The organism is Azospirillum doebereinerae (genome assembly GCF_003989665.1).
Classification (GTDB): Bacteria; Pseudomonadota; Alphaproteobacteria; order Azospirillales; family Azospirillaceae; genus Azospirillum; species Azospirillum doebereinerae.
Window position 1 is genome coordinate 84,848 of record NZ_RZIJ01000013.1, and the last position, 19,262, is coordinate 104,109.

General features: G+C 69.1%; 11 protein-coding genes and 4 pseudogenes. 8 read left to right on the top strand and 7 right to left on the bottom strand.

What is annotated here, in order from left to right; translation table 11 throughout:
* Positions 1-9: 9 nt before the first annotated feature.
* Positions 10-993, top strand: coding sequence for a glycosyltransferase family 2 protein (locus tag EJ913_RS16925; RefSeq protein WP_126999960.1), 984 nt, complete (start codon positions 10-12; stop codon positions 991-993).
* A gap of 376 nt (positions 994-1,369) precedes the next feature.
* Entirely contained in the window at positions 1,370-5,746 is a 4,377-nt protein-coding gene (locus EJ913_RS32140; protein ID WP_211098976.1) for a DUF4347 domain-containing protein, read from the top strand.
* Positions 5,747-5,815: 69 nt separating this feature from the next.
* Here EJ913_RS32140 and EJ913_RS16940 read toward each other — a convergent pair whose 3' ends face one another.
* Complete coding sequence (locus tag EJ913_RS16940) at positions 5,816-6,694, bottom strand: hypothetical protein (RefSeq protein ID WP_244939389.1); 879 nt, start codon at positions 6,692-6,694, stop codon at positions 5,816-5,818.
* 265 nt (positions 6,695-6,959) lie between these two features.
* Between EJ913_RS16940 and EJ913_RS16945 the strand changes: the two genes are divergently transcribed.
* Entirely contained in the window at positions 6,960-9,245 is a 2,286-nt protein-coding gene (locus EJ913_RS16945) for a type I secretion system permease/ATPase (protein WP_126999964.1), read from the top strand.
* Between the two features lie 11 nt (positions 9,246-9,256).
* Positions 9,257-10,726, top strand: coding sequence for an HlyD family type I secretion periplasmic adaptor subunit (locus tag EJ913_RS16950; RefSeq protein ID WP_126999966.1), 1,470 nt, complete (start codon positions 9,257-9,259; stop codon positions 10,724-10,726).
* A gap of 65 nt (positions 10,727-10,791) precedes the next feature.
* Here the strand turns inward: EJ913_RS16950 and EJ913_RS16955 are convergent, their stop codons facing one another.
* Entirely contained in the window at positions 10,792-11,061 is a 270-nt protein-coding gene (locus tag EJ913_RS16955) for a helix-turn-helix domain-containing protein (RefSeq protein ID WP_185909813.1), read from the bottom strand.
* A gap of 76 nt (positions 11,062-11,137) precedes the next feature.
* On the opposite strand from EJ913_RS16955, the gene EJ913_RS16960 reads away from it, so the two are divergent.
* Positions 11,138-12,514, top strand: coding sequence for a transposase (locus tag EJ913_RS16960; RefSeq protein ID WP_126999970.1), 1,377 nt, complete (start codon positions 11,138-11,140; stop codon positions 12,512-12,514).
* Between the two features lie 65 nt (positions 12,515-12,579).
* Here the strand turns inward: EJ913_RS16960 and EJ913_RS31685 are convergent.
* From EJ913_RS31685 to EJ913_RS16985, 5 genes and pseudogenes are all read right to left on the bottom strand, one after another.
* Positions 12,580-13,092: pseudogene (locus tag EJ913_RS31685) on the bottom strand (IS630 family transposase); the annotation flags it as partial.
* Between the two features lie 21 nt (positions 13,093-13,113).
* Positions 13,114-13,506, bottom strand: coding sequence for a winged helix-turn-helix domain-containing protein (locus EJ913_RS16970; protein WP_185909814.1), 393 nt, complete (start codon positions 13,504-13,506; stop codon positions 13,114-13,116).
* A gap of 275 nt (positions 13,507-13,781) precedes the next feature.
* Positions 13,782-14,636, bottom strand: coding sequence for a type II toxin-antitoxin system HipA family toxin (locus EJ913_RS16975; RefSeq protein WP_274389736.1), 855 nt, complete (start codon positions 14,634-14,636; stop codon positions 13,782-13,784).
* Positions 14,610-14,768: pseudogene (locus tag EJ913_RS33235) on the bottom strand (HipA N-terminal domain-containing protein); the annotation flags it as partial. The gene EJ913_RS16975 and the pseudogene EJ913_RS33235, both read right to left, overlap by 27 nt.
* 50 nt (positions 14,769-14,818) lie before the next feature.
* Positions 14,819-17,718: pseudogene (locus tag EJ913_RS16985) on the bottom strand (Tn3 family transposase).
* A gap of 241 nt (positions 17,719-17,959) precedes the next feature.
* Between EJ913_RS16985 and EJ913_RS16990 the strand changes: the two are divergent.
* From EJ913_RS16990 to arsC, 3 genes and pseudogenes are all read left to right on the top strand, one after another.
* Positions 17,960-18,316, top strand: a complete 357-nt coding sequence (locus tag EJ913_RS16990; RefSeq protein WP_126999978.1) for an ArsR/SmtB family transcription factor — start codon at positions 17,960-17,962, stop codon at positions 18,314-18,316.
* A gap of 52 nt (positions 18,317-18,368) precedes the next feature.
* Positions 18,369-18,887, top strand: coding sequence for an arsenate reductase ArsC (locus EJ913_RS16995; protein WP_126999980.1), 519 nt, complete (start codon positions 18,369-18,371; stop codon positions 18,885-18,887).
* A pseudogene (gene arsC, locus EJ913_RS32145) lies at positions 18,884-19,219 on the top strand (arsenate reductase (glutaredoxin)); the annotation flags it as partial. The gene EJ913_RS16995 and the pseudogene arsC, both read left to right, overlap by 4 nt.
* Positions 19,220-19,262 lie beyond the last annotated feature (43 nt).

Below are 19,262 nucleotides of genomic sequence, written 5' to 3' on the forward strand. Positions count from 1 at the left end.
CATGAGATCATGAAAATAAATGATGACAGCGCCGCGCCGCTGGCTCGGGTGATCGTCGTCAGCTACAACTCGGCCGCCTACGTCAACCGTTGCCTGGCCGCGCTGCGGACGCAGACCGAGCGCCGGTTCGAGGCGGTGGTGGTCGACAACGCCTCGCGCGACGCCGACGCCATCGAAGTGCCGGACGATCCGCGCTTTTCCCTGATCCGCCTCTCGGAGAACACCGGCTTCGCCGCCGCCAACAACACCGGGGCGCGGGGGGCCGAGGCTCCCTGGATCGTCACGCTCAACCCGGACGCCTTCGCCGAGCCGGGGTGGCTGCGCGCGCTGCTCGAGGCGGCGGAATCCCATCCCGGCGTGGCCATGTTCGGCTCGACCCAGCTCTCGGCCGACGATCCGACGCGGCTGGACGGGGTAGGCGACCGCTACGCCGGCTTCGGGCTGTTCTGGCGCGGCGGCGTCGGGCAGTCCGCCGTGCCGCCCTTCGCGGACGGGGAGACTTTCTCGCCCTGCGCCGCCGCCGCCATGTACCGGCGCGATCTGTTCGAGCAGGCGGGCGGTTTCGACGAGTCCTTCTTCTGCTACGGCGAGGACGTCGATCTCGGCTTCCGCATCCGGCTGCTGGGCGGCGGCTGCCGTCAGGTCGGGGCGGCGGTGGTCCACCATGTCGGCTCGGGCATCACCAAGGAGTACGGCGATTTCAGCCTGTTCCACATCGCCCGCAACGGGCTGTGGATCCTGATGAAGAACATGCCCTTTCCCCTGATCCTGGCGAGCGGGCCGCTCTATCTGCTGGCGACGGCCTATCTGCTGCTGTTCCGCTGGCGGGGCGCGCCGGCCCGCACCGTGCGCCGGGGGCTGCGCGCGGCCCTGTCGGGCTTGGGCGGCGTCCTGCGCCGCCGCCGCGCCGTGCAGGCGAGCCGGCGGATCTCCCAGCGGGCGCTGATGGCGGCGATGATCTGGGATCCCCGGTCGGTCCGCCGGGGCGATTGAGGACCGCTTTTACAACCCCTCATTTCAGTGGAGGAGGCTCTCGCCGAACGGGGAGGGTCACCCCTTTTTCGCGGGTTTTTTCAGGATGCTTTGCTCGCAAACTATCCTTTCGAGTAACCGCCTCAGCGTCATCCCGAATCGGCAAATCAAAGCGGGAACAACAAATTATACCCCGAACATGTTGAAAGTTACCTCCCCCCTTCTTGCCGTGCCTAGCCCACATTAATGGATTGTTAACGTCGTTTTTTCAGCCACATTAGGGTCAACGAACGCTTTTCACACACACTCGTCAGCAGTGAGCGGCGGGAATACCAGACCGGAACGGGCCGTTTCTTGCCTGCATTCCGATGGGCCGCCATCCCAAGGAGGAAGACCTGTGCGCGACGTACTGATTGCGGATGCTGGCCTTGCCGATCTCGACGTTCTGCTCGGCCAATGCGGGCCGGACGTCCATGTCGTTCCGGTCGCGGCGGCGGGCGATGCCCACGCTGCCCTGGCCCAGGCGCTGACCCGGCGCCCGGCGGTCATTCACCTTCTGGCGCATGGCGAACCGGGCGCGGTCCGCATCGGCGCGCAGGTTCTCGACGCAGGCTCGGTCGCCGGCCGGACTTGGCCGCAGGCTCCGGACACCGCGATCCTGATCCACGCCTGCCACACCGGCGCCGACGGCGGCCGCTTCGCCCAGGCGCTCGCCCAGGCGACCGGCGCGCGGGTCGCCGCGTCCTCGCGGGCCGTCGGCCACGCCGATCTGGGCGGTTCCTGGGATCTCGACGTCATGACCGCGCCGGTCCCGGCCAAGGCCCCCTTCGCCCGCACCGAAGGCTGGACGCATGTGCTGGCCTACACCGGCACCCCCACGGACGGCGACGACACGCTGGTCGGCGACAACACCGGCAACACCATCAACGGCGGCGCCGGCAACGACTCGATCGTCGGCGGCACGGGCAACGACAGCCTGGTCGGCGGCGCGGGCGACGACACGCTGATCGGCGGAGGCAACGACGGTCTGGCGGGCGACACGTTGAACGGCGGCCTCGGCGCCGACCATTACGTAGGTGGCAACGGCTTCACCGCCGTCACCTACGAGGACGCGGCGACCGGCATTACCCTCGATCTGGGCAATCCGTCGAACAACACCGGCGAGGCGGCCGGCGACACGTTCGAGGACATCCAGCGCTGGATCGGTTCCAACCACGACGACAGCCTGACCGCCGGCGACGGCCCGGTCTGGTTCTGGGGCCATGACGGCAACGACGTCGAGCACGGCAGCGCCCACAACGACACGCTGGAAGCCGGCAACGGCAACGACACCGTGTTCGGCGGCGCCGGCGACGACCTGATCTACGGCCGCGCCGACAACGACGAACTGCATGGCGAGGCCGGCAACGACACCATCGGCGGTGGCAACGGCGACGACCTGATCGACGGGGGCGTCGGCAACGACCGCATCTTCGGCGACTGGGGCCGCGACACGATGAACGGCGGCGACGGCGACGACACCTTCGAGGCCGGCGAGGTCCAGTCCGGCGGCTTTTCGGAAACCCAGTCCGACATCATCAACGGCGGCGCCGGCAACGACGTCTACCTGATCGCCAACCAGCTTGAGGCCGGCACGGTCACCTACGACGGCGGCACCGGCACCGACACGCTGCGCATCAGCTCGGTCGCCCTGACCAACTACGAATACAAGGTCACTCCGGCCTCCCCGACGGTCGACATCACCGGCATGACGCTGACCAGCGTGGAAAACCTGGATCTGGTCGGCGCCGACCCCCACCACATCGTCATGACCGCCGAGCAGGCCGCCGGCTTTGAGCGGATCACCGGGGTCAAGACCGGCGACACCCTCACCATCAGCGGCGTGACCCTGTCCGGCGCGGTCACCGAGGGCACCGGCGCCGCGCTTGCGGCCGGCGCGGTCGCGATGGAGACGGTCGGCGGCAACACCGTCCTGCACATCGGCACGGACGCCACGGCCGGCGCCGACCTCAGCATCACCATCGCCGGCACCCTGACCGCCGCCGACATCCTGCTCGGCGCGGGGGGCATCGGCTTCGGCGTGACCCCGACCGGCCCGGTCGTCTCCCCGCCGCCTCCCCCGCCCCCGCCGCCCCCGGTCGGTGAGGAAACCCCGCCCGGCGGCACCGTCGGCGGCGTGGTGCCCGGCACCAACGACAACGACACGCTGACCGCCGACGACAGCGGCGCCCGCATCTGGGGCCTCGGCGGCGCCGACCTGCTGGTCGGTGGCGCCGGCAACGACACGCTGATCGGCGGCTGGGGCGTGGACACGATGCGCGGCGGTGCCGGCAACGACCTGTTCATGGCCGGCCAGAACATTTCGGGCGGCTATTCGGAGGCCCAGGCCGACGTGATCGAGGGCGGCGCCGGCAACGACCGCTACCTCGTCGTCAACCAGAACGACGCCGGGACGGTCAGCTTCGACGGCGGCGCCGGCACCGACACGCTGGAGATCAGCAGCGACGACCTCACCTACAACGATGTGTCCGCCGACATCTACCAGTCCACCATCGCAGCCTCGCCGGCCATCGACATCACCGGCATGACGCTGACCAGCGTGGAAGCGCTGGAGCTGACCGGCGCGCGGGGCCACGACGTCACCCTGACCGGCGCGCAGGCCCAGGCCTTCACGGCCATCACGGGCGGCGCCGGCACCGACGTGCTGCGCATCGACGGCAGCGCCGACCTGTCCGCCGTGGCGGTGTCGGGCATCGAGACCATCGCCCTGACCGACGCGGCCTCCACCCTGACGCTGTCCTCCGCCCAGCTCGCCGGCCTGTCGGTGACGGGCGCCGGGGCCGGGAACAGCCTGGTGGTCGGCGCCGCTGGGAGCGGTGCGACCATCGACGTGAGCGGCGCCGGGCTGGCCGGCTTCGGTCGGGTCGCGGTGACCGGCTCGGCCGGCGACGACACCATCACCGTGGGCGGCACGGGCGCCACCACCGTGACCGGCGGCGCCGGGGCGGACGTCTTCCACATCGCCGCCGGCACGACCGGCAGCGTCGCCATCACCGACGCCGCCATCGGCGACCGGCTGGTGATCGACGGGCTGACGCTCGACGGCTTGCTGGGGCTGGGCGACGGCGCCGACCTGCTGGCCGGCGGCATCCAGGCCGAGACGGTCGGCGGCAACACGGTGCTGCATTTCGGCCGCGACGCGGTGGCCGGCGCCGACCTGACCGTCACCCTGGCCGGGACCTTCGACCCGACGCAGTTCCAACTGACCGGCGGCGGCGTGACGCTGGGCGAAGTGGTGGTGTCTCCACCGCCCCCGCCCCCGCCGCCGCCCGTGACGGAGCCGGTCTCCCCGCCGCCGCCGCCTCCCCCGCCCGTGACGGAGCCGGTCTCCCCGCCGCCGCCTCCCCCGCCGGTGACGGAACCCGTCTCCCCGCCGCCTCCCCCGCCCCCGCCCGTGTCGGAGCCGGTGTCTCCGCCGCCTCCCCCCCCGCCGCCGGTGACGGAGCCGGTCTCCCCGCCGCCTCCGCCGACGCTGGAGCCGGTCGAGCTGGTGAACGACGCCCCCACGGTCCAGGCGGACAAGACGGTGACGATGCGGGAGAAGACCGCCGCCGTGTCGCTCGGCATCGCCGCGCCCACCGACATCAACGGTGACGCGCTGTCGGTGACGGTCATCGGCGTGCCGGCCGGCGGCGTGGTCCGTCTGGCCGACGGTTCGACGGTCGCCGTCAACCAGACGCTGACGGCCGGCGACCTGCCGGGGCTGAGCTTCGTGGCCACGGCCGGCGTCACCGGCAGCGCCGGCGCCTTCTCCTACAGCGTGAACGACGGTCGGGGCGGCGTCGCGGCCCAGAGCGTCGCGGTGGAGGTCACCCCGCTGGCGGTCATGATGGCGAATTTCGACCCGCTCGCCTACATCGCCTCCTACCAGGATCTGGCGGCGGCGCTCGGCACCGACACGGCGGCGGCCACCCAGCACTTCACCGCGCAGGGTGCGGCGGAAGGCCGGACGGTCACCTTCGACGCCTTGGCCTACATCGCCTCCTACCCGGATCTGGCGGCGGCCTTCGGCACCGACACGGTGGCGGCGACCAAGCACTACATCGAGACCGGCATGGCCGAGGGCCGGGCCGTCAGCTTCGACGCCCTGTCCTACATCGCCTCCTACCCGGATCTGGCGGCGGCCTTCGGCACCGACACGGTGGCCGCGACCAAGCACTACATCCAGAACGGCATGGCGGAAGGCCGGACGGCCAGCTTCGACGCCTACGGCTATCTGGCGGCGAACCCCGACCTGGTGCAGGTCTTCGGCGTCAACCCGGCGGCGGCGGCGCAGCACTACATCCAGAGCGGCATGACCGAGGGACGCACCGCCAGCTTCGACGCGCTGCGCTACGTCGCCAGCAACCCGGATCTGGTCCAGGCCATCGGTCCGGACACCAAGGCGGCCGAACTGCACTACATCCAGCACGGCTTCGCCGAGAACCGCTCGACGACCGCCTTCGACCCGGCGGCCTACCTTGCCAGCAACCCCAGCATCGGCGCCGTCTTCGGCACCGAGCCGGGAGCCGTCGAACTGGCCTACATCCAGCAGAGCACCTCGACGGCGGCGCCGGTCGCGGTGGCGATGCTGGCGGCGGGGATGACCGGGTCGGCCTCGCAGGGGATCGACGGCTTCCACCAGGACCAGAGCGCCGCCTCGGCGTCGCTCGGCACCCTGGTGGCCGCCGACGGCGGGCTCAACGGGCAGCGCCGGGCGGATCTGCCCGCCTGACGGCGCGGCCGAGCCCACCACCAAGCGTGACGTGACGACGGCGCCGGGTCCTCCCGGCGCCGTCTTTCGTCATGGCCGGGCGGGCTTGCCCTGGACGGGCTTGGCCGTGGCGACGTCGATAACCAGCCGGTGCCCCCGCTCGCCGTCCGGCGGCAGGGCGGTGATGCCCTTCGACGCGAGGGGGGCCGGTCCCTTGATGATGAGACGGCTGGATGTGCCGGTGTTCTCGACCCGGTAAGTGAACTCCGTGGCGGGAAGCCGGCCGGCGGGGGCGGCCCGCCAGTCCGTGCCCGGAAGCGTCACCGCCAGCGACCCGTCCGGCCGGCGCGACGGCGGCTCGAAGCGCGGCGCGCGATCGAGATCTAGGACGACCCGGACCGCGCCGTCGCTGTTTCCGGTGCGGATCCGGGCGACCTGGACGCCGGTCGCCGGCTTCGGGCTGGCCCTCATCTCCGGTGCCGGTGCGGGCGGGGAAGCCGGGCGCGAAGGCTCCGAATGGGGGGCCGGATCCGGTTGTGGTTCGGGGCGCGGCTTGGGGGGCGGAGCGGGAACGGCCGGCGCCGGTTCGGCGATGGCCGCCGTTCGAGGCGGCGGCTCCGGGATCGGCGCGGGGGCCGGTGCGGAAGCCGACACGGAGGGGGGAGCCGGAACCGGAGCCGTGCGGAAGCCGCCGGGGCGGTTCTCGGCCCGGCCGCTTTGGAGGTAATGGGCGTAGCCGCTGCTCATCCGGCCGTCGCGCACGGCGGCGGCGACGTCGGGGTTGGCGGCGAGATAGCCGGATTCCCGCCAGCCCGGCGGCGGCAGGCTGGCCGGATCGACCGTCTTCTCGAGCTGCAGCCAGTCGGACAGCACCGCGGGCAGCGACCAGCGCAGCCCCAGCCCCTGGGCCGCCAGAGAGAGCCACAGCGGCGTCAGCAACAGCAGCAGAAGGCGAAGGATATTCGGCAAAAGCGACAAGATCGGACGCATCCGGCGGTTGGCGGGGAAAACAAGGTCCGGAGACCCTGCGAATACGTTCGGGGCTGTCCTTTCCGGCGAAGGGATCGCGCTTGAATGCGTACTCCCATCGGTGCGTCCGGGTCTAGGAAAAGCCGGGATGACCGGTGGGTGTTACTCCATCGTTCGAGGTGGTGGCGGGGTCCGGGGATGCGCATTTTCGGTATGGTGCAGCCTTTCGGCGCCTCCCATAAAGTTTTCGGAACCGGAAAGCCTCATGGAAAACACGCAGAACGGGCCGGCGAACGATCCGACCCACAATGGCTCGACCCAGAACAGCCCGGCCCAAACCGGCCGGATCGACTCTGGAACGGACTCCGCGATCGGTCCCAAGATCGACGCGGGCATCGCCGGGCTGGTGGCGGCGTTGCGCATCCTGGGCGTTCCGGCCGATTACGAGAGCGTCCGCCACGCCTGCGGTGGCGAGACGCCGGGCCTCGACGGTCTGGTCCGGCAGGCCCAGCGCCTGGGCGCCAAGGCGCGGGTGGTCAAGACCTCGTGGGAGCGGCTGGAGCGCACGCCGCTGCCGGCCCTGGTGCCCGGTCCGGACGGCGGCTTCCTGGTGCTGGCCAAGGCCAACGCCGACCGCGTGCTGGTCCACGACGCGGTGAGCGGCCAGACCCGCGTCATCGACCGCGCCGCCTTCGAGCCGCTGTGGTCGGGCCGCCTGCTGTGTCTGGGCCGCAAGGGCGCCATGGGCATGGGGCAGGCGCGCTTCGACGGCCGCTGGATCGGGTCGGTCGCCTGGAAATACCGCAGCATCCTCGGCGAGGTGCTGCTCGCCTCCTTCTTCATCCAGCTCTTCGGGCTGGTGACGCCGCTGTTCTTCCAGGTCGTCGTCGACAAGGTCGTGGTCCACCGCAGCCTCGGCACGCTCGACGTGCTGATGATCGGCATGCTGGCCGTCACCCTGTTCGAGGCGGTGCTGGGGGGCCTGCGCACCTACACCTTCGCCCACACCGCCAACCGGCTGGACGTGGAGCTCGGCGCCAAGCTGTACCAGCGGCTGCTGTCGCTCCCCATGGGCTATTTCGCCGCCCGGCGCGTCGGCGACAGCGTCGCCCGCGTCCGCGAGCTGGAGACGATCCGCAACTTCATGACCAGCTCCACCATCACGCTGGTGCTGGACCTGCTGTTCACGGTGGTCTTCCTGGGCGTGATGATGGTCTACAGCCCGATGCTGACGGCGGTGGTCGCGGCCTCCTTCCCGGTCTACATCGCCATCAGCCTGGTCGCGACGCCGATCCTGCGCCGCCGGCTGGACGAGAAGTTCGCGCGCGGCGCCGAGAACCAGAGCTTCCTGGTCGAGACCGTGTCGAGCATCGAGACCGTCAAGGCGATGGCGGTCGAGCCGCGCATGCAGCGCAAATGGGAAGACCAGCTGTCGGGCTACGTCACCGCCGGCTTCCGCGCCGGCAACCTGAACAACATCGCCAGCCAGAGCGTGCAGTTCGTCTCCAAGCTGTCGACCATGGCGGTGCTGTGGCTGGGCGCCAAGCTGGTGATCGAGGGCAGCCTGACGGTGGGCGAGCTGGTCGCCTTCAACATGTTCGCCGGCCGCGTCGTGCAGCCGGTGCTGCGCATCGCCCAGCTCTGGCAGGACTTCCAGCAGGTGCGGCTGTCGATGCAGCGCATCGGCGACATCCTGAACACCGCGCCCGAACCGCTCCAGACGGCGGGCAAGGGCGCCATGCCGGCGATCAAGGGCGACCTGACCTTCGACCACGTGACCTTCCGCTACCGCCACGACGGGCCGGAGACGCTGAGCGACGTATCGCTGCACATCCCGGCCGGGCAGATCGTCGGCGTGGTCGGCACGTCCGGCTCGGGCAAGAGCACGCTGGCCAAGCTGCTGCAACGCTTCCACGTGCCCGAGCGCGGCCGGGTGATGGTGGACGGCACCGATCTGTCCACCGCCGACGCGGTGTGGCTGCGCCGCCAGATCGGCGTGGTGCTCCAGGACAACGTGCTGTTCTCCGGCACCATCCGCGAGAACATCGCGCTCACCGACCCGACCATGGACATGGCCCGCGTCGTCGCGGCGGCGAAGCTGGCCGGCGCCCACGACTTCATCGCCGAGCTGCCCGACGGCTACGACACGGTGGTGGGCGAGCGCGGGGCCAGCCTGTCGGGCGGCCAGCGGCAGCGCGTCGCCATCGCCCGCGCGCTCGTCACCAACCCGCGCATCCTGATCTTCGACGAGGCCACCTCGGCGCTCGACCATGAATCCGAACGCATCATCCAGGCCAACATGCGCCGCATCTGCGCCGGCCGGACCGTGCTGATCATCGCCCACCGCCTGTCCACCGTCGCCATCGCCGACCGCATCGTCACCGTCGAGCGCGGCCGGGTCGTCGAGGACGGCGCGCCGGACGAGCTGCTGCGGCGCGGCGGCCGCTACGCCACCCTGTTCCGGGGCCAGATGGGCGGGCATCCGGCGGCTCCGGTGGCGCAACAGCAGGTGGCCGCCCAGCCGGGTGGCCTGGTCACCCAGGCGGGTTGAGGAGAGCGATCATGACGCAAGCCCAGAACGCCACCCTTCCCGCAACCGCCAAGGCGGCCCCTGCTCCCGCTCCCGTCCCGGCGTCCAACAATGTCCGCCGCCTGCCGACGCGGCGGCGCGACGAGATCGACTTCCTGCCGGCGGCGCTGGAGATCATGGAGCGCCCGCCCTCGCCCACCGCGCGGACCTTCAGCGCGGTCATCATGCTGGCCTTCGCGGCGGCGGCGACTTGGGCGTGGTTCGGCGAGATCGACGTGGTCGCGGTGGCTCAGGGCCGCGTGGTGCCGAGCGGACGGACCAAGACCATCCAGCCGATGGAGGCCGGCGTCGTCCGCGCCATCCGCGTCGAGGACGGCCAACTGGTCAAGGCCGGCGACCTGCTGATCGAGCTGGACTCGACCGAGGCCACCGCCGACCGAGACCGTTTCCGCTCCGATCTGGCCGCCGCGCGGGCCGAGGCGGCGCGGCTGCGCGCCGCGCTGGACGTGGAGAACGGCAAGCTCGACGCGCTGCGCGCCTTCGTTCCGCCGGCCGGGTTGTCGCCGTCGCTGGCCCAGATGCAGCGCCAGCTCCTCGAAAGCCAGATCGCCGAGCAGCGTGCCAAGCTCGCCGCCATCGACCGCGAGCAGGCCCGGCGCGAGGCCGACCGCGCCACCGTGGTGCAGACCGTCAACAAGCTGACCGTCACCCTGCCGCTGATCCGCGAGCGGGCGGAGGCGTTGCGCTCGCTGTCGGCGCAGGGCACCACCTCGCGCTTCCAGTATCTCCAGCTCCAGCAGGATCTGGTCGGGCAGGAGCAGGAGCTGCTGGTCCAGAAGATCCGGATGACCGAATCCGACGCCTCGCTCGCCGCCAACGCCGAGCAGCGCAACCAGACCGAGGCGGAGTTCCGCCGCTCCCTCTACACCGGTCTGGCGGAGGCCGAGCGCAAGGCCGCCTCGCTGGAGCAGGATCTCGCCAAGGCCGAGCAGCGCGTCTCGCTGCAGCGGCTGACGGCGCCGGTCGACGGCTACGTCCAGCAGCTCGCCGTCCACACGGTGGGCGGCGTGGTGACCACCGCCCAGCCGCTGCTGGTGCTGGTGCCCGAGGACAGCCGGCTGGAGGTCGAGGCCTTCGTCCAGAACAAGGACATCGGCTTCATCGAGCCGGGCCAAGTGGCGGAGGTCAAGGTCGACACCTTCTCCTTCACCAAATACGGGCTGATCCCCGGCCGGGTCGCCTCGCTGTCGGGCGACGCGGTGCAGCAGGCCTCGGCCGACAAGAACACCGACAAGACGGCGGCGAAGGCGGCGGAGACCGGCTCGGTCTACGCCGCGCGCATCGCGCTCGACCGCGACACGCTGGACGTGGACGGCCGCGCGACCCGGCTGGCGCCGGGCATGACGGTGACGACGGAGATCAAGACCGGCCGCCGCCGCATCGCCGACTACCTGCTCTCCCCGCTGTCGCGCCGCGCCCAGGAGGCTATGCACGAACGCTGAGGCGGAAGGCGGGCTGCGTTCCAAGGCATCGCTCGAAGCCCCTCTCCCCTTGCGGGAGAGGGGCTTCAATCGGCCAAAATTCGGTTCACCCGATTGCCCTGGCCACGTCCCGTCAGGGGGGGGTGGCCCGGTATCGAGGACTCCGGCCGGTCGAGCAGGCCCAGCACGCCCAGCACCGTCCAGGCGTTCTCGAAGCGGACATGGCCCGTGCCCTTCTCCAGGGCGATGACGACGGTGTGATGCACCCCGGCCAGCGAGGCCAGATCCTTCTGGGACAGGCCCTCGGCCTCGCGGCGCTCCCTGGCCAGGGCGGCGATGCGCTTGAGGGACGGCAACTGATACCGACTCTCCGGGTCTATTGAAAAAGCGGTGAATGACTGATTCGATGGCGGTGTGAGGGAGGACACCGCCATGCTGGGTCAGCGGGATCGGCGCCAGCCCGAGCTGTTCGTTGCCGGATCGCTCAGGGATCTGGTGCCGGAGGACCATGTGCTGGTCCGGGTTGACAAGGTGCTCGACCTGAGCTGGTTGGAGGCGGAGGTGGCCGGGCTCTACCACGCGGGCATCGGCCGCCCCGGCATTGCGCCCGAGGTGGCGGTGCGCCTGATGCTGGCCGGGATGCTGCTGGGGATCGTGCACGACCGGCGCCTGATGCGCGAGGCCCAGGTCAACCTGGCCATCCGCTGGTTCATCGGCTATGGGCTGCACGAGCCGCTGCCGGATCATTCCAGCCTCACCCGGATCCGGCAACGCTGGGGAGCCGAGCGCTTTGAACGGATCTTCCGGCGTACCGTCCAGGCCTGCGTTGCAGCGCGGATCGCCACCGGCGAGGTCGTCCACCTCGACAGCTCCTTGATCCGCGCCAACGTCAGCTGGGATGCCATCGCCCGGCGCCATGTCGCGGCGGTGGAGAGCGCCAACACCGAGGACGGGGAGAGCGGGGCACCTGACGGCGGAACATCCCGGCGACGCGTTGCGCTGCCATCCGCGTGCACCACCGATCCCGACGCCAGCTTGGCGACCAACCGCAAGGGGCGGCGCAGCGAGCCGTCGTACAAGCATCACACCGCCGTCGATGCCGGATGCGGCGTGGTTCTCGATGTGGCGGTGACGACCGGCGCCGTCCATGACACCCAGACGGTCGGCGCGCAACTGGACGCCATCTCGGCGACCACTGGTGCCGCCATCCGGACGGCGAGCATGGATGCCAGCTACGCCATCACCCGCGTGTTCGCCGAACTGGAGGCGCGCCGCATCGAGGCGATTATCCCGACCAAGGCCGAGCACCCACCAAAACGCGGCGTAATCCCGGTGCGCCGGTTCAAGCTCGACGCCAAGAACCGGGTGGTCCGGTGCCCGGCCAAGCGGCTGTTGCGGCTGCACGGCAAGCCCGACAGCGATGGCTTTCAGGCGTACCGGGCGCGGGTTCCGGTGTGCCAAGCCTGCCGCCTGCGTCCGAAGTGTTTTGGCGCGACGATGAAGCGGCGGGCCATTCTGCTGCATCAGGATCACCCCGCTCTGCTGCGTGCTCGGCGCAAATACGCCCGCTGGCAGGAGCGCGAACGGGGCGTCTACCGCAGCCACCGCATCCGTGTCGAAGGCTATCATGGGGAGGCCAAGACGTGGCATGGCCTGGGTCGCGCCGTCCGGCGCGGCCTCGACAACATGCGCATCCAGGCCTACCTCGCCGCCGCGGCTGTCAACCTCAAGCGGCTGGCCGCAGTCCTTCGCCTGATCCTGGCTTGCGCCCGACAGCGTTCAACTGGATTCCAGCAGAAAGCCGCATAATGGCGAGCCGCCTCACCCAACTTGCCGGCACCTCCGCCAAGCCGCCTTTTTCAACAGACCCTCTCCTATGAAATGACCTTCTGGAGCCAAGGCGGGAAGCAGAGTGATTTGATGCGGCCGGTTTCGGCGACAAGCGCGTTCCAGGCGTCGCAGCAAGCGTCGATTATGGCGTCCTGATCGGGAAAGACCCGCAGCGACATCAGCTTTTCGCGGAGGAAGAGCCAGATCCGCTCGACCGGGTTACACTCGGGCGAAGAGGGCGGCAAGGGCACGAGGGTGAGATTGGCGGGCACGACCAGGCTCTTGCTGGCGTGCCAACCGGCGCCGTCGAGGACCATGACGGCGTGGTCGTCCGAGGCCAGGGTGGCGGCGAAGTCGGCGAGGAAGCGGTTCATGGCGACGGTGGACACCGTCAGCAGGACGAGGGCAAAGCCGTCCCCCGTCTTGGGTTCGACGGCGGCATAGAGGTAAGTCCAGTCGAACCTTTGGTCGCATAGGCCGGGCGGACGCTGGCCCTTCAGCCACCAGCGATGACACAGCCGCCCCTTCTGCCCGAACCGCGCCTCATCTTGGAAAAACGTGCGCCTCGGCGGCCGCGGTCAGGGCGCGGCGAAGCCCCCTTTTTTGAAACGCTCCTGCGCTTTGCTCTCGGTTTTCGGGTGAACGGGCCGGGCCTTCTGGCGCGAGAGGCCCAGCCGCCGCAACGTCCGACCGACACTGTGCGGATGGAAGGTTTTGCCGAACTTGGCGGCGATCCACACCGCCAAGGCCTCGCAGGTCCAAGTGCAGACCCCATCCACGGCGGGGGCCGGTCCTTTGAAGAGCGCGGCCGCCAAGGCCGCCTGCTCCGCGTCGGTCAGCCACTCCGCCCGGTGCCCCTTGGGCCGGTCGAACAGGCCCGCGACCTCTTCCACGTTGTAGCGCAGCACCGCGTCCCGCAGCGCCTGCCGCTCCATCCCAGCCAAGCGTGCGGCCTCCACGGTCCAGCCCATCCAAGGCGTTGGCGATGGCATACGCCCGCGCTGCCGCCCGACCGTTGCCGCACCGCCGTGCCCACAGCCGCAGGGCCGCCGCCGTCATCCCGTCCGCGATCTTCAGGCTTGCCGACATAGTCACCCCCACTCCCGGTGGAGCTTCAGTGAATCATGCTCGCTATAATTTGGGAATCCCCTGCGCCCCCAGAGTCAGTTCAGGCGTGAGCCGGTATTATTCATGGATCCGCTCCCAGGCGTCCCACACCGAGGCGCGGTAGAGATGGGCCAGTTCCTCACGGCAGGCCGAGGGGGCGGTCGAGCCGGGCGAAGACCACCTCCTTCTTCCGCTTCAGGCTGTCCAGGGCGGCTTCGGCCGCCTTGCGGGGCAGACCGATCCGGGCGGCCAGATCGAGCAGGCGGGTCCGGTCGTGGGAGTCCCACTGTGCCCGCTCCCCGTCGGCGAGCAGACCAAAGCGCGTGGTGTAGCCCTGTGCCCCGTAGACGTAGCCGTTCAGCGCATCGTAGGCCGGCGTCAGCCGCAGGCCGGTCGCGGTCTCCATCAGGCTCCAGTTCTTCATGTGGCAATCGACGTTGCCGACGAGGACATAGGCCGCCAGCCGCAGGAAGGCGCGCCGCCGGTCGAGGACCGGCGCCGACGAGAACTCCAGCGCCGCGCCCAGATCCTCGTAGCTGGCGTTGTACTTGCCCTGGTGATCGCGGCCCGGACGCCGGTTCAGGACCTGCATGAAGTCCTCGCAGCGGAGGTTCCCGCCGTCGCGGCGGTCGAAACGCTCGACGATCAGGGCGACGCCCGGAATGCCCTCGACCATCCCGAAGCGGACCGCGTTCACCTCCCCCTTGCCGAGCAGGACGGCGCAGAGCTCCAGGGTGAGGGCCTCGTTGCGGACCATGCCCGGCAGGTCGCGCTTGGGGAATTTGGCGATCAGCGGGGCCGGGCCGGAGTCGCCGGCCGGAAGGGTCGTTCCGTTCTCCTCGACGCACAGGATCTTGGCCTGGACGCCGCTGATGGTCCGTTCGCTGCGGATGGCGGCCTGATCGAGGGGGGATCCGAGTGCTTTGAGCCCGATAGGGCGCTGTTCGGGATCGATGACGCCGATGGCTCCGACGCAATCCCGGCCGAAGCTCAGCAGAAGCCCGAAGTCATCGGCGGAATCGACGTCGGCGTAGGCCGATTGCCAGTCGCGAAGCCAGCCTTCCGGGCCGAGATGGGCGAAGACGGGGAGCAGCCCCGCATCGTCGGTGAAGCTTCCTAGGGGGGCACTACACGAAAGTGATCAGATTGTCCAGGATGTGGGAACGAAAATAGAACTTATGTGGCGAGCAGGGACTGCATTCTCCGCAATGGCCTGAGGCCGGCTTCTGGAAGGGGTTCGGCTCCCCAGACATAGTCACCGGTGAGGCCGATATGCTCCCATCCCAGAGGCGCCACATGCCGCATCAATTCGGGGGCTACGCCATGCCCTTGGCTTGCCAGTTCGGCGAAGGCAGCTTCGAGATAGCGTGTGCTCCACAGGATGATAGCGGACACCAGCAGGTTCAGCCCCGATGCCCGGAAGACTTGGTTCTCGAAGCTGCGGTCGCGCATCTCACCCAGGCGATTGAAGAAGATGGCCCTGGCCAGGGCGTTCCGAGCCTCCCCTTTGTTGAGGCCGGCGTTGGCGCGCCGGCGCAGGGCGGGATCACGCAGCCATTGCAAGGTGAACGCGGTCCGCTCAATACGGCCGAGTTCTCGCAGGGCCAGGGCCAAGCCATTCTGGCGTGGGTAAGCCGAGAGCCGCCGCAGCATGGCCGAGGCCGTCGCGGTGCCCGAGTGGATTGAGGTTGCCAGTCGCAACAACTCCGTCCAATTGGCCGTGAGATGATGGGTGTCGATGGTTCCGCCGACCAAGGGCCGCAGAATGGCGGGGGCTTCCCGGCCGGGCAGCAGGTAAAGTCTCCGGTCCTTCAAGTCGCGAATGCGCGGGGCGAAACGGAACCCGAGCAGGGCACACAGGCCGAAAACGTGATCGCTCGCGCCTCCGGTGTCCGTGTAATGCTCCTCGATGTCCAAACCGCTCTGATGATGGAGAAGGCCATCGATGACGTGGGGTGCCTCGCTGGCGGTCGTTGCGATCACCTTGGTGTGGAAGGGGCCGTACTGATCGGAGACGTGGGTGTAGAAGGCGATACCCGGCTCGTTGCCATGATGGGCGTTCACATCGCCGACAGCTTCGCCGCGGCCGCCAGCACGGTAGAATTGCCCGTCGGAGGATGACGTGCGCCCGTCACCCCAGACGGCAGCCAACGGCAAGGCTCGATGGGTGTCGATGATGCGGGCGAGCGCCACCATGTAGGTATCGTCGCGGATGTGCCAGTCGTGCATCCAGGCCAGTTGCCGCATGGATGCCCCTCGGCAGGCTTCGGCCATCCGGGACAGCCCGAGGTTGATGCCGTCGGCCAGCACAGCGGTCAATGTTGCCGCCCTGTCGTCAGCGGGTCGGCCGCTCCGTTGGTGCGTGAAGCAGCCGGAGAAGTCGGTCCAGCCATCCACCTCCTGCAGAAGGTCGGTGATCTTGACCCGTGGCATGAGATCGTAAGCTCGGCGGTCAAGGTCTTCGACCTCCGGTGGGGTCGTGTCCCGGATCGGCGTAACGCGGAGTTCGCCATCGGACAGGTCGACGTCTTCAAGCAACCCCTCTTCGGCAAGGTCCGCCACTTCGGCAACGATCCGGTCGAGTTCCGCGCCTCTTTCAGCAAGGTGGCCGTCGGCGCTGCGTGGAACGGCCACGGGCAACGCCCCCTCCTCGCAAAGGATATCGAAGGTCGGACGCGGCATGAGGCAGTTCTCGAAGTCCCGGTACTGGCGGCTCCCCTCCACCCAAACGTCGCCTGCCCGCAACCGGTCACGCAGTTCGGACAATGCGCAGATTTCGTAAGCTTTCCGGTCGATGCCCTCCTTCTTGATGACGAAGGGGCGCCAGGAGCGTCGGATGAATCCGGTCGGTGGCTTCTCGGGCAGAGTGCGGCGCCCGGCGGCGTACATGACGCGAATGGTATCGAGCGCCCGCAGCAACGGCGTCACCGATGGACTGCCGAGAAAACTGAAACGGTTGAGGAGCGTGGGGGCAAAGGCTCGAACGGTCGCGTAGCGGCCAAGCATCTCGGTGCGCGGGTCGGTGATCTCCGGCTTCGCAAGGGCTTCGCTGTCGGTGACGCATTTCATGAAGCGGAACCAGCCGACCCCCTGGTCGACAGCCTCGTAGGGATCGGCGCCGGCCTCCCGCGCGCCGATCACCGCCTTGCACGCGGTCAGCAGCACCCGCAGTTGGGTCTGGGTATCGCGAACAGAACGCAGGGTGCTTTCCGCCGTCCGGCGCTCGGCCTTCCGTGCCAGACTGCCGATCAGCTTGTCGAACATCGACAGGGTGACATCGGTCAGATCCATCTCCAGGCGGATCGCGGTGGCTGCGAGCACAGCCCGCCGGCGCGACATCGCCAGATCCTGAAGATGCTGCGGCGTCATCCGCAGGCCTTCGGCCGCGAGTCGCTCGAACGCGACCTCCGGCACGCGAGCGCGCAACGACCGATCGATGCCGAGTTCCTTCAAGGCGGAAAGGCGCTCAATGACCGCCAGCATGTTGCGGGCGGTGGGGGCCGCCGGCACCCGACGCAACCAAGCGAGCATGGTCGTTTCGGTGTTGGCCTGCAGGGTCAGCAATCGGTCCAGCGCGTCGGTTGTGCGCTGGTCGACACCATCGACAAGGGCACGATGCAGAACCCGTTCGGCCCGGCCACGAGCCTGATGGAGCATCAGTTCCAGGATCGCTGCCGAAGGGATCAGGATGCGACGACGCCGGAACTCATCGATCAGGGTGGTCGCCAGAATGATCGGGTCCCGTGCGATCTGTGCCTTGGAGGTCAGCCAGGCGGCAAGGTCGCGAAAGAGGGTTCGATCAAAGGCACGGTGGCCGGTCCGTGCCATGATCGCGGCAACCTGCTCGCGCCGGTTCTGGTCACGTCGACTGTAGGCGATGAAATCGTCGGGCTCGGCGCCACCTGCCGGGCGACGAACGCCAGCAGCGCGATGGGCGGGCGCTCGTCCGGCCCGGGAATCCGCCCAGGATGATGGAGATAGCAGAGCAGAATGGCGCAGCCGAGGCGGGTGTGCGCCGTGCGCCGGAGGGTGACGATGTCGAGATCGTCCCTGCTGAGCGTATAGTGGCGCACCATCGCGCGTTCGTCGTCCGGCACTGCCAGGAGCCTTGCCCACTGGTCTTCGGTCAGCAACCGTCGACGCGCCATTTTTCCAATCTCCCATCGCCTCGTTTTCGGGGAGAATAGTGATGCGGTTCCAAGGCTGTCACGGAGTGAGCGGCCGGAGGCGCTGCTTCCGGTTTTCCCGCGTCCCCTTACCGCATGGCGCGCAAAACTGCTGATTGCCTCAAATCGATAATTCGACTATCGTCGAATCATGGAAAACAAGATTGCCGTCGAAGCCTTTGCCGCTCTTGCCCAGGAAACCCGTCTGGCCGTGTTTCGCCTGCTGATCACGGTCGGACCGAACGGGCTGACGGCCGGCGAGGTCGCCCAGCAGGTGGGGGTTCCGGCCTCCACCCTGTCCCATCATCTGGCGACGCTGGAACGCGCCGGCCTGCTCCGCTCCTGGCGAGTGCAGCGGCAGATCTTCTACGCGTCCGACTATGAGGGCACCCGCCGCCTGATCGCCTTCCTGATGGAGGACTGCTGCCAGGGCCGCCCTGAACTCTGCTCCCCCGACCTGATGCAGGCCGTCCCATGTGGTCCCGACGGATGTGACCGCGACGCCTGAGGCCTCGATCCCAACCGCCGCAAGTCCCGCAGCCTGGAAAGGCAATCCAGCGATGACCGACCGCATCTACACCGTCCTGTTCCTATGCACCCACAACAGCGCCCGCAGCGTCATGGCGGAGTGCCTGCTGAACCGCGAGGGCAAGGGCCGCTTCCGCGGCTTCAGCGCCGGCAGCCAGCCGTCCGGGCGCATCAACCCCTATGTCCATGACCTGCTGGAACGGCTCGGCTTCCCGGCCGCCGAGCCGCGCTCCAAGATCTGGGACGAGTTCGCCGCGGCGGACGCCCCGCACATGGATTTCGTCTTCACCGTCTGCGACAACGCCGCCGGCGAGGTCTGCCCCATCTGGCCCGGCCAGCCGATGACGGCGCACTGGGGCTTCTCCGACCCGTCGAGTGCCCAGGGCATCGACGCGGAGAAGGCAGCCTTCACCGCCACGGTGTTCGGGCAAATCCAGCGCCGCATCCAGGCCTTCGTCAGCCTGCCCATCGCCTCGCTCGACCGGCTGGCGCTGAAGCGCAAGCTGGACGATATGGGGCAGGCGTACGCCACCCCGGAGGCGGCGCGATGACGTCGGTCACCATCTACCACAACCCGGATTGCGGCACCTCGCGCAACACGCTGGCGCTGATCCGCAACAGTGGCGTCGAGCCGATGGTGATCGAGTATCTGAAGACACTGCCGACGCGCGACGAGCTGGCCGACCTGATCCGCCGCATGGGCATGCCGGTGCGCGCCGTGCTGCGCGAGAAGGGCACGCCCTTTGCCGAGCTTGGTCTTGAAGACCCCGCACTGACGGACGAAGCACTGCTCGACGCAATGATTGCGCACCCGATCCTGATCAACCGACCGATCGTGGTGACGCCGCTCGGCGTCCGGCTGTGCCGCCCGTCCGAGGTGGTGCTCGACATCCTCCCCGATGCCCAGCGCGGCGCCTTCGCCAAGG

Bases quoted from the DNA above. Each gene is read 5' to 3' on its own strand.
- EJ913_RS16925 (WP_126999960.1), top strand. From the start codon at position 10: ATGAAAATAAATGATGACAGCGCCGCGCCGCTGGCTCGGGTGATCGTC.
- EJ913_RS16945 (WP_126999964.1), top strand. From the start codon at position 6,960: ATGGAAAACACGCAGAACGGGCCGGCGAACGATCCGACCCACAATGGC.
- EJ913_RS16950 (WP_126999966.1), top strand. From the start codon at position 9,257: ATGACGCAAGCCCAGAACGCCACCCTTCCCGCAACCGCCAAGGCGGCC.
- EJ913_RS16960 (WP_126999970.1), top strand. From the start codon at position 11,138: ATGCTGGGTCAGCGGGATCGGCGCCAGCCCGAGCTGTTCGTTGCCGGA.
- EJ913_RS16970 (WP_185909814.1), bottom strand. From the start codon at position 13,506: ATGGGCTGGACCGTGGAGGCCGCACGCTTGGCTGGGATGGAGCGGCAG.
- EJ913_RS16990 (WP_126999978.1), top strand. From the start codon at position 17,960: ATGGAAAACAAGATTGCCGTCGAAGCCTTTGCCGCTCTTGCCCAGGAA.
- EJ913_RS16995 (WP_126999980.1), top strand. From the start codon at position 18,369: ATGACCGACCGCATCTACACCGTCCTGTTCCTATGCACCCACAACAGC.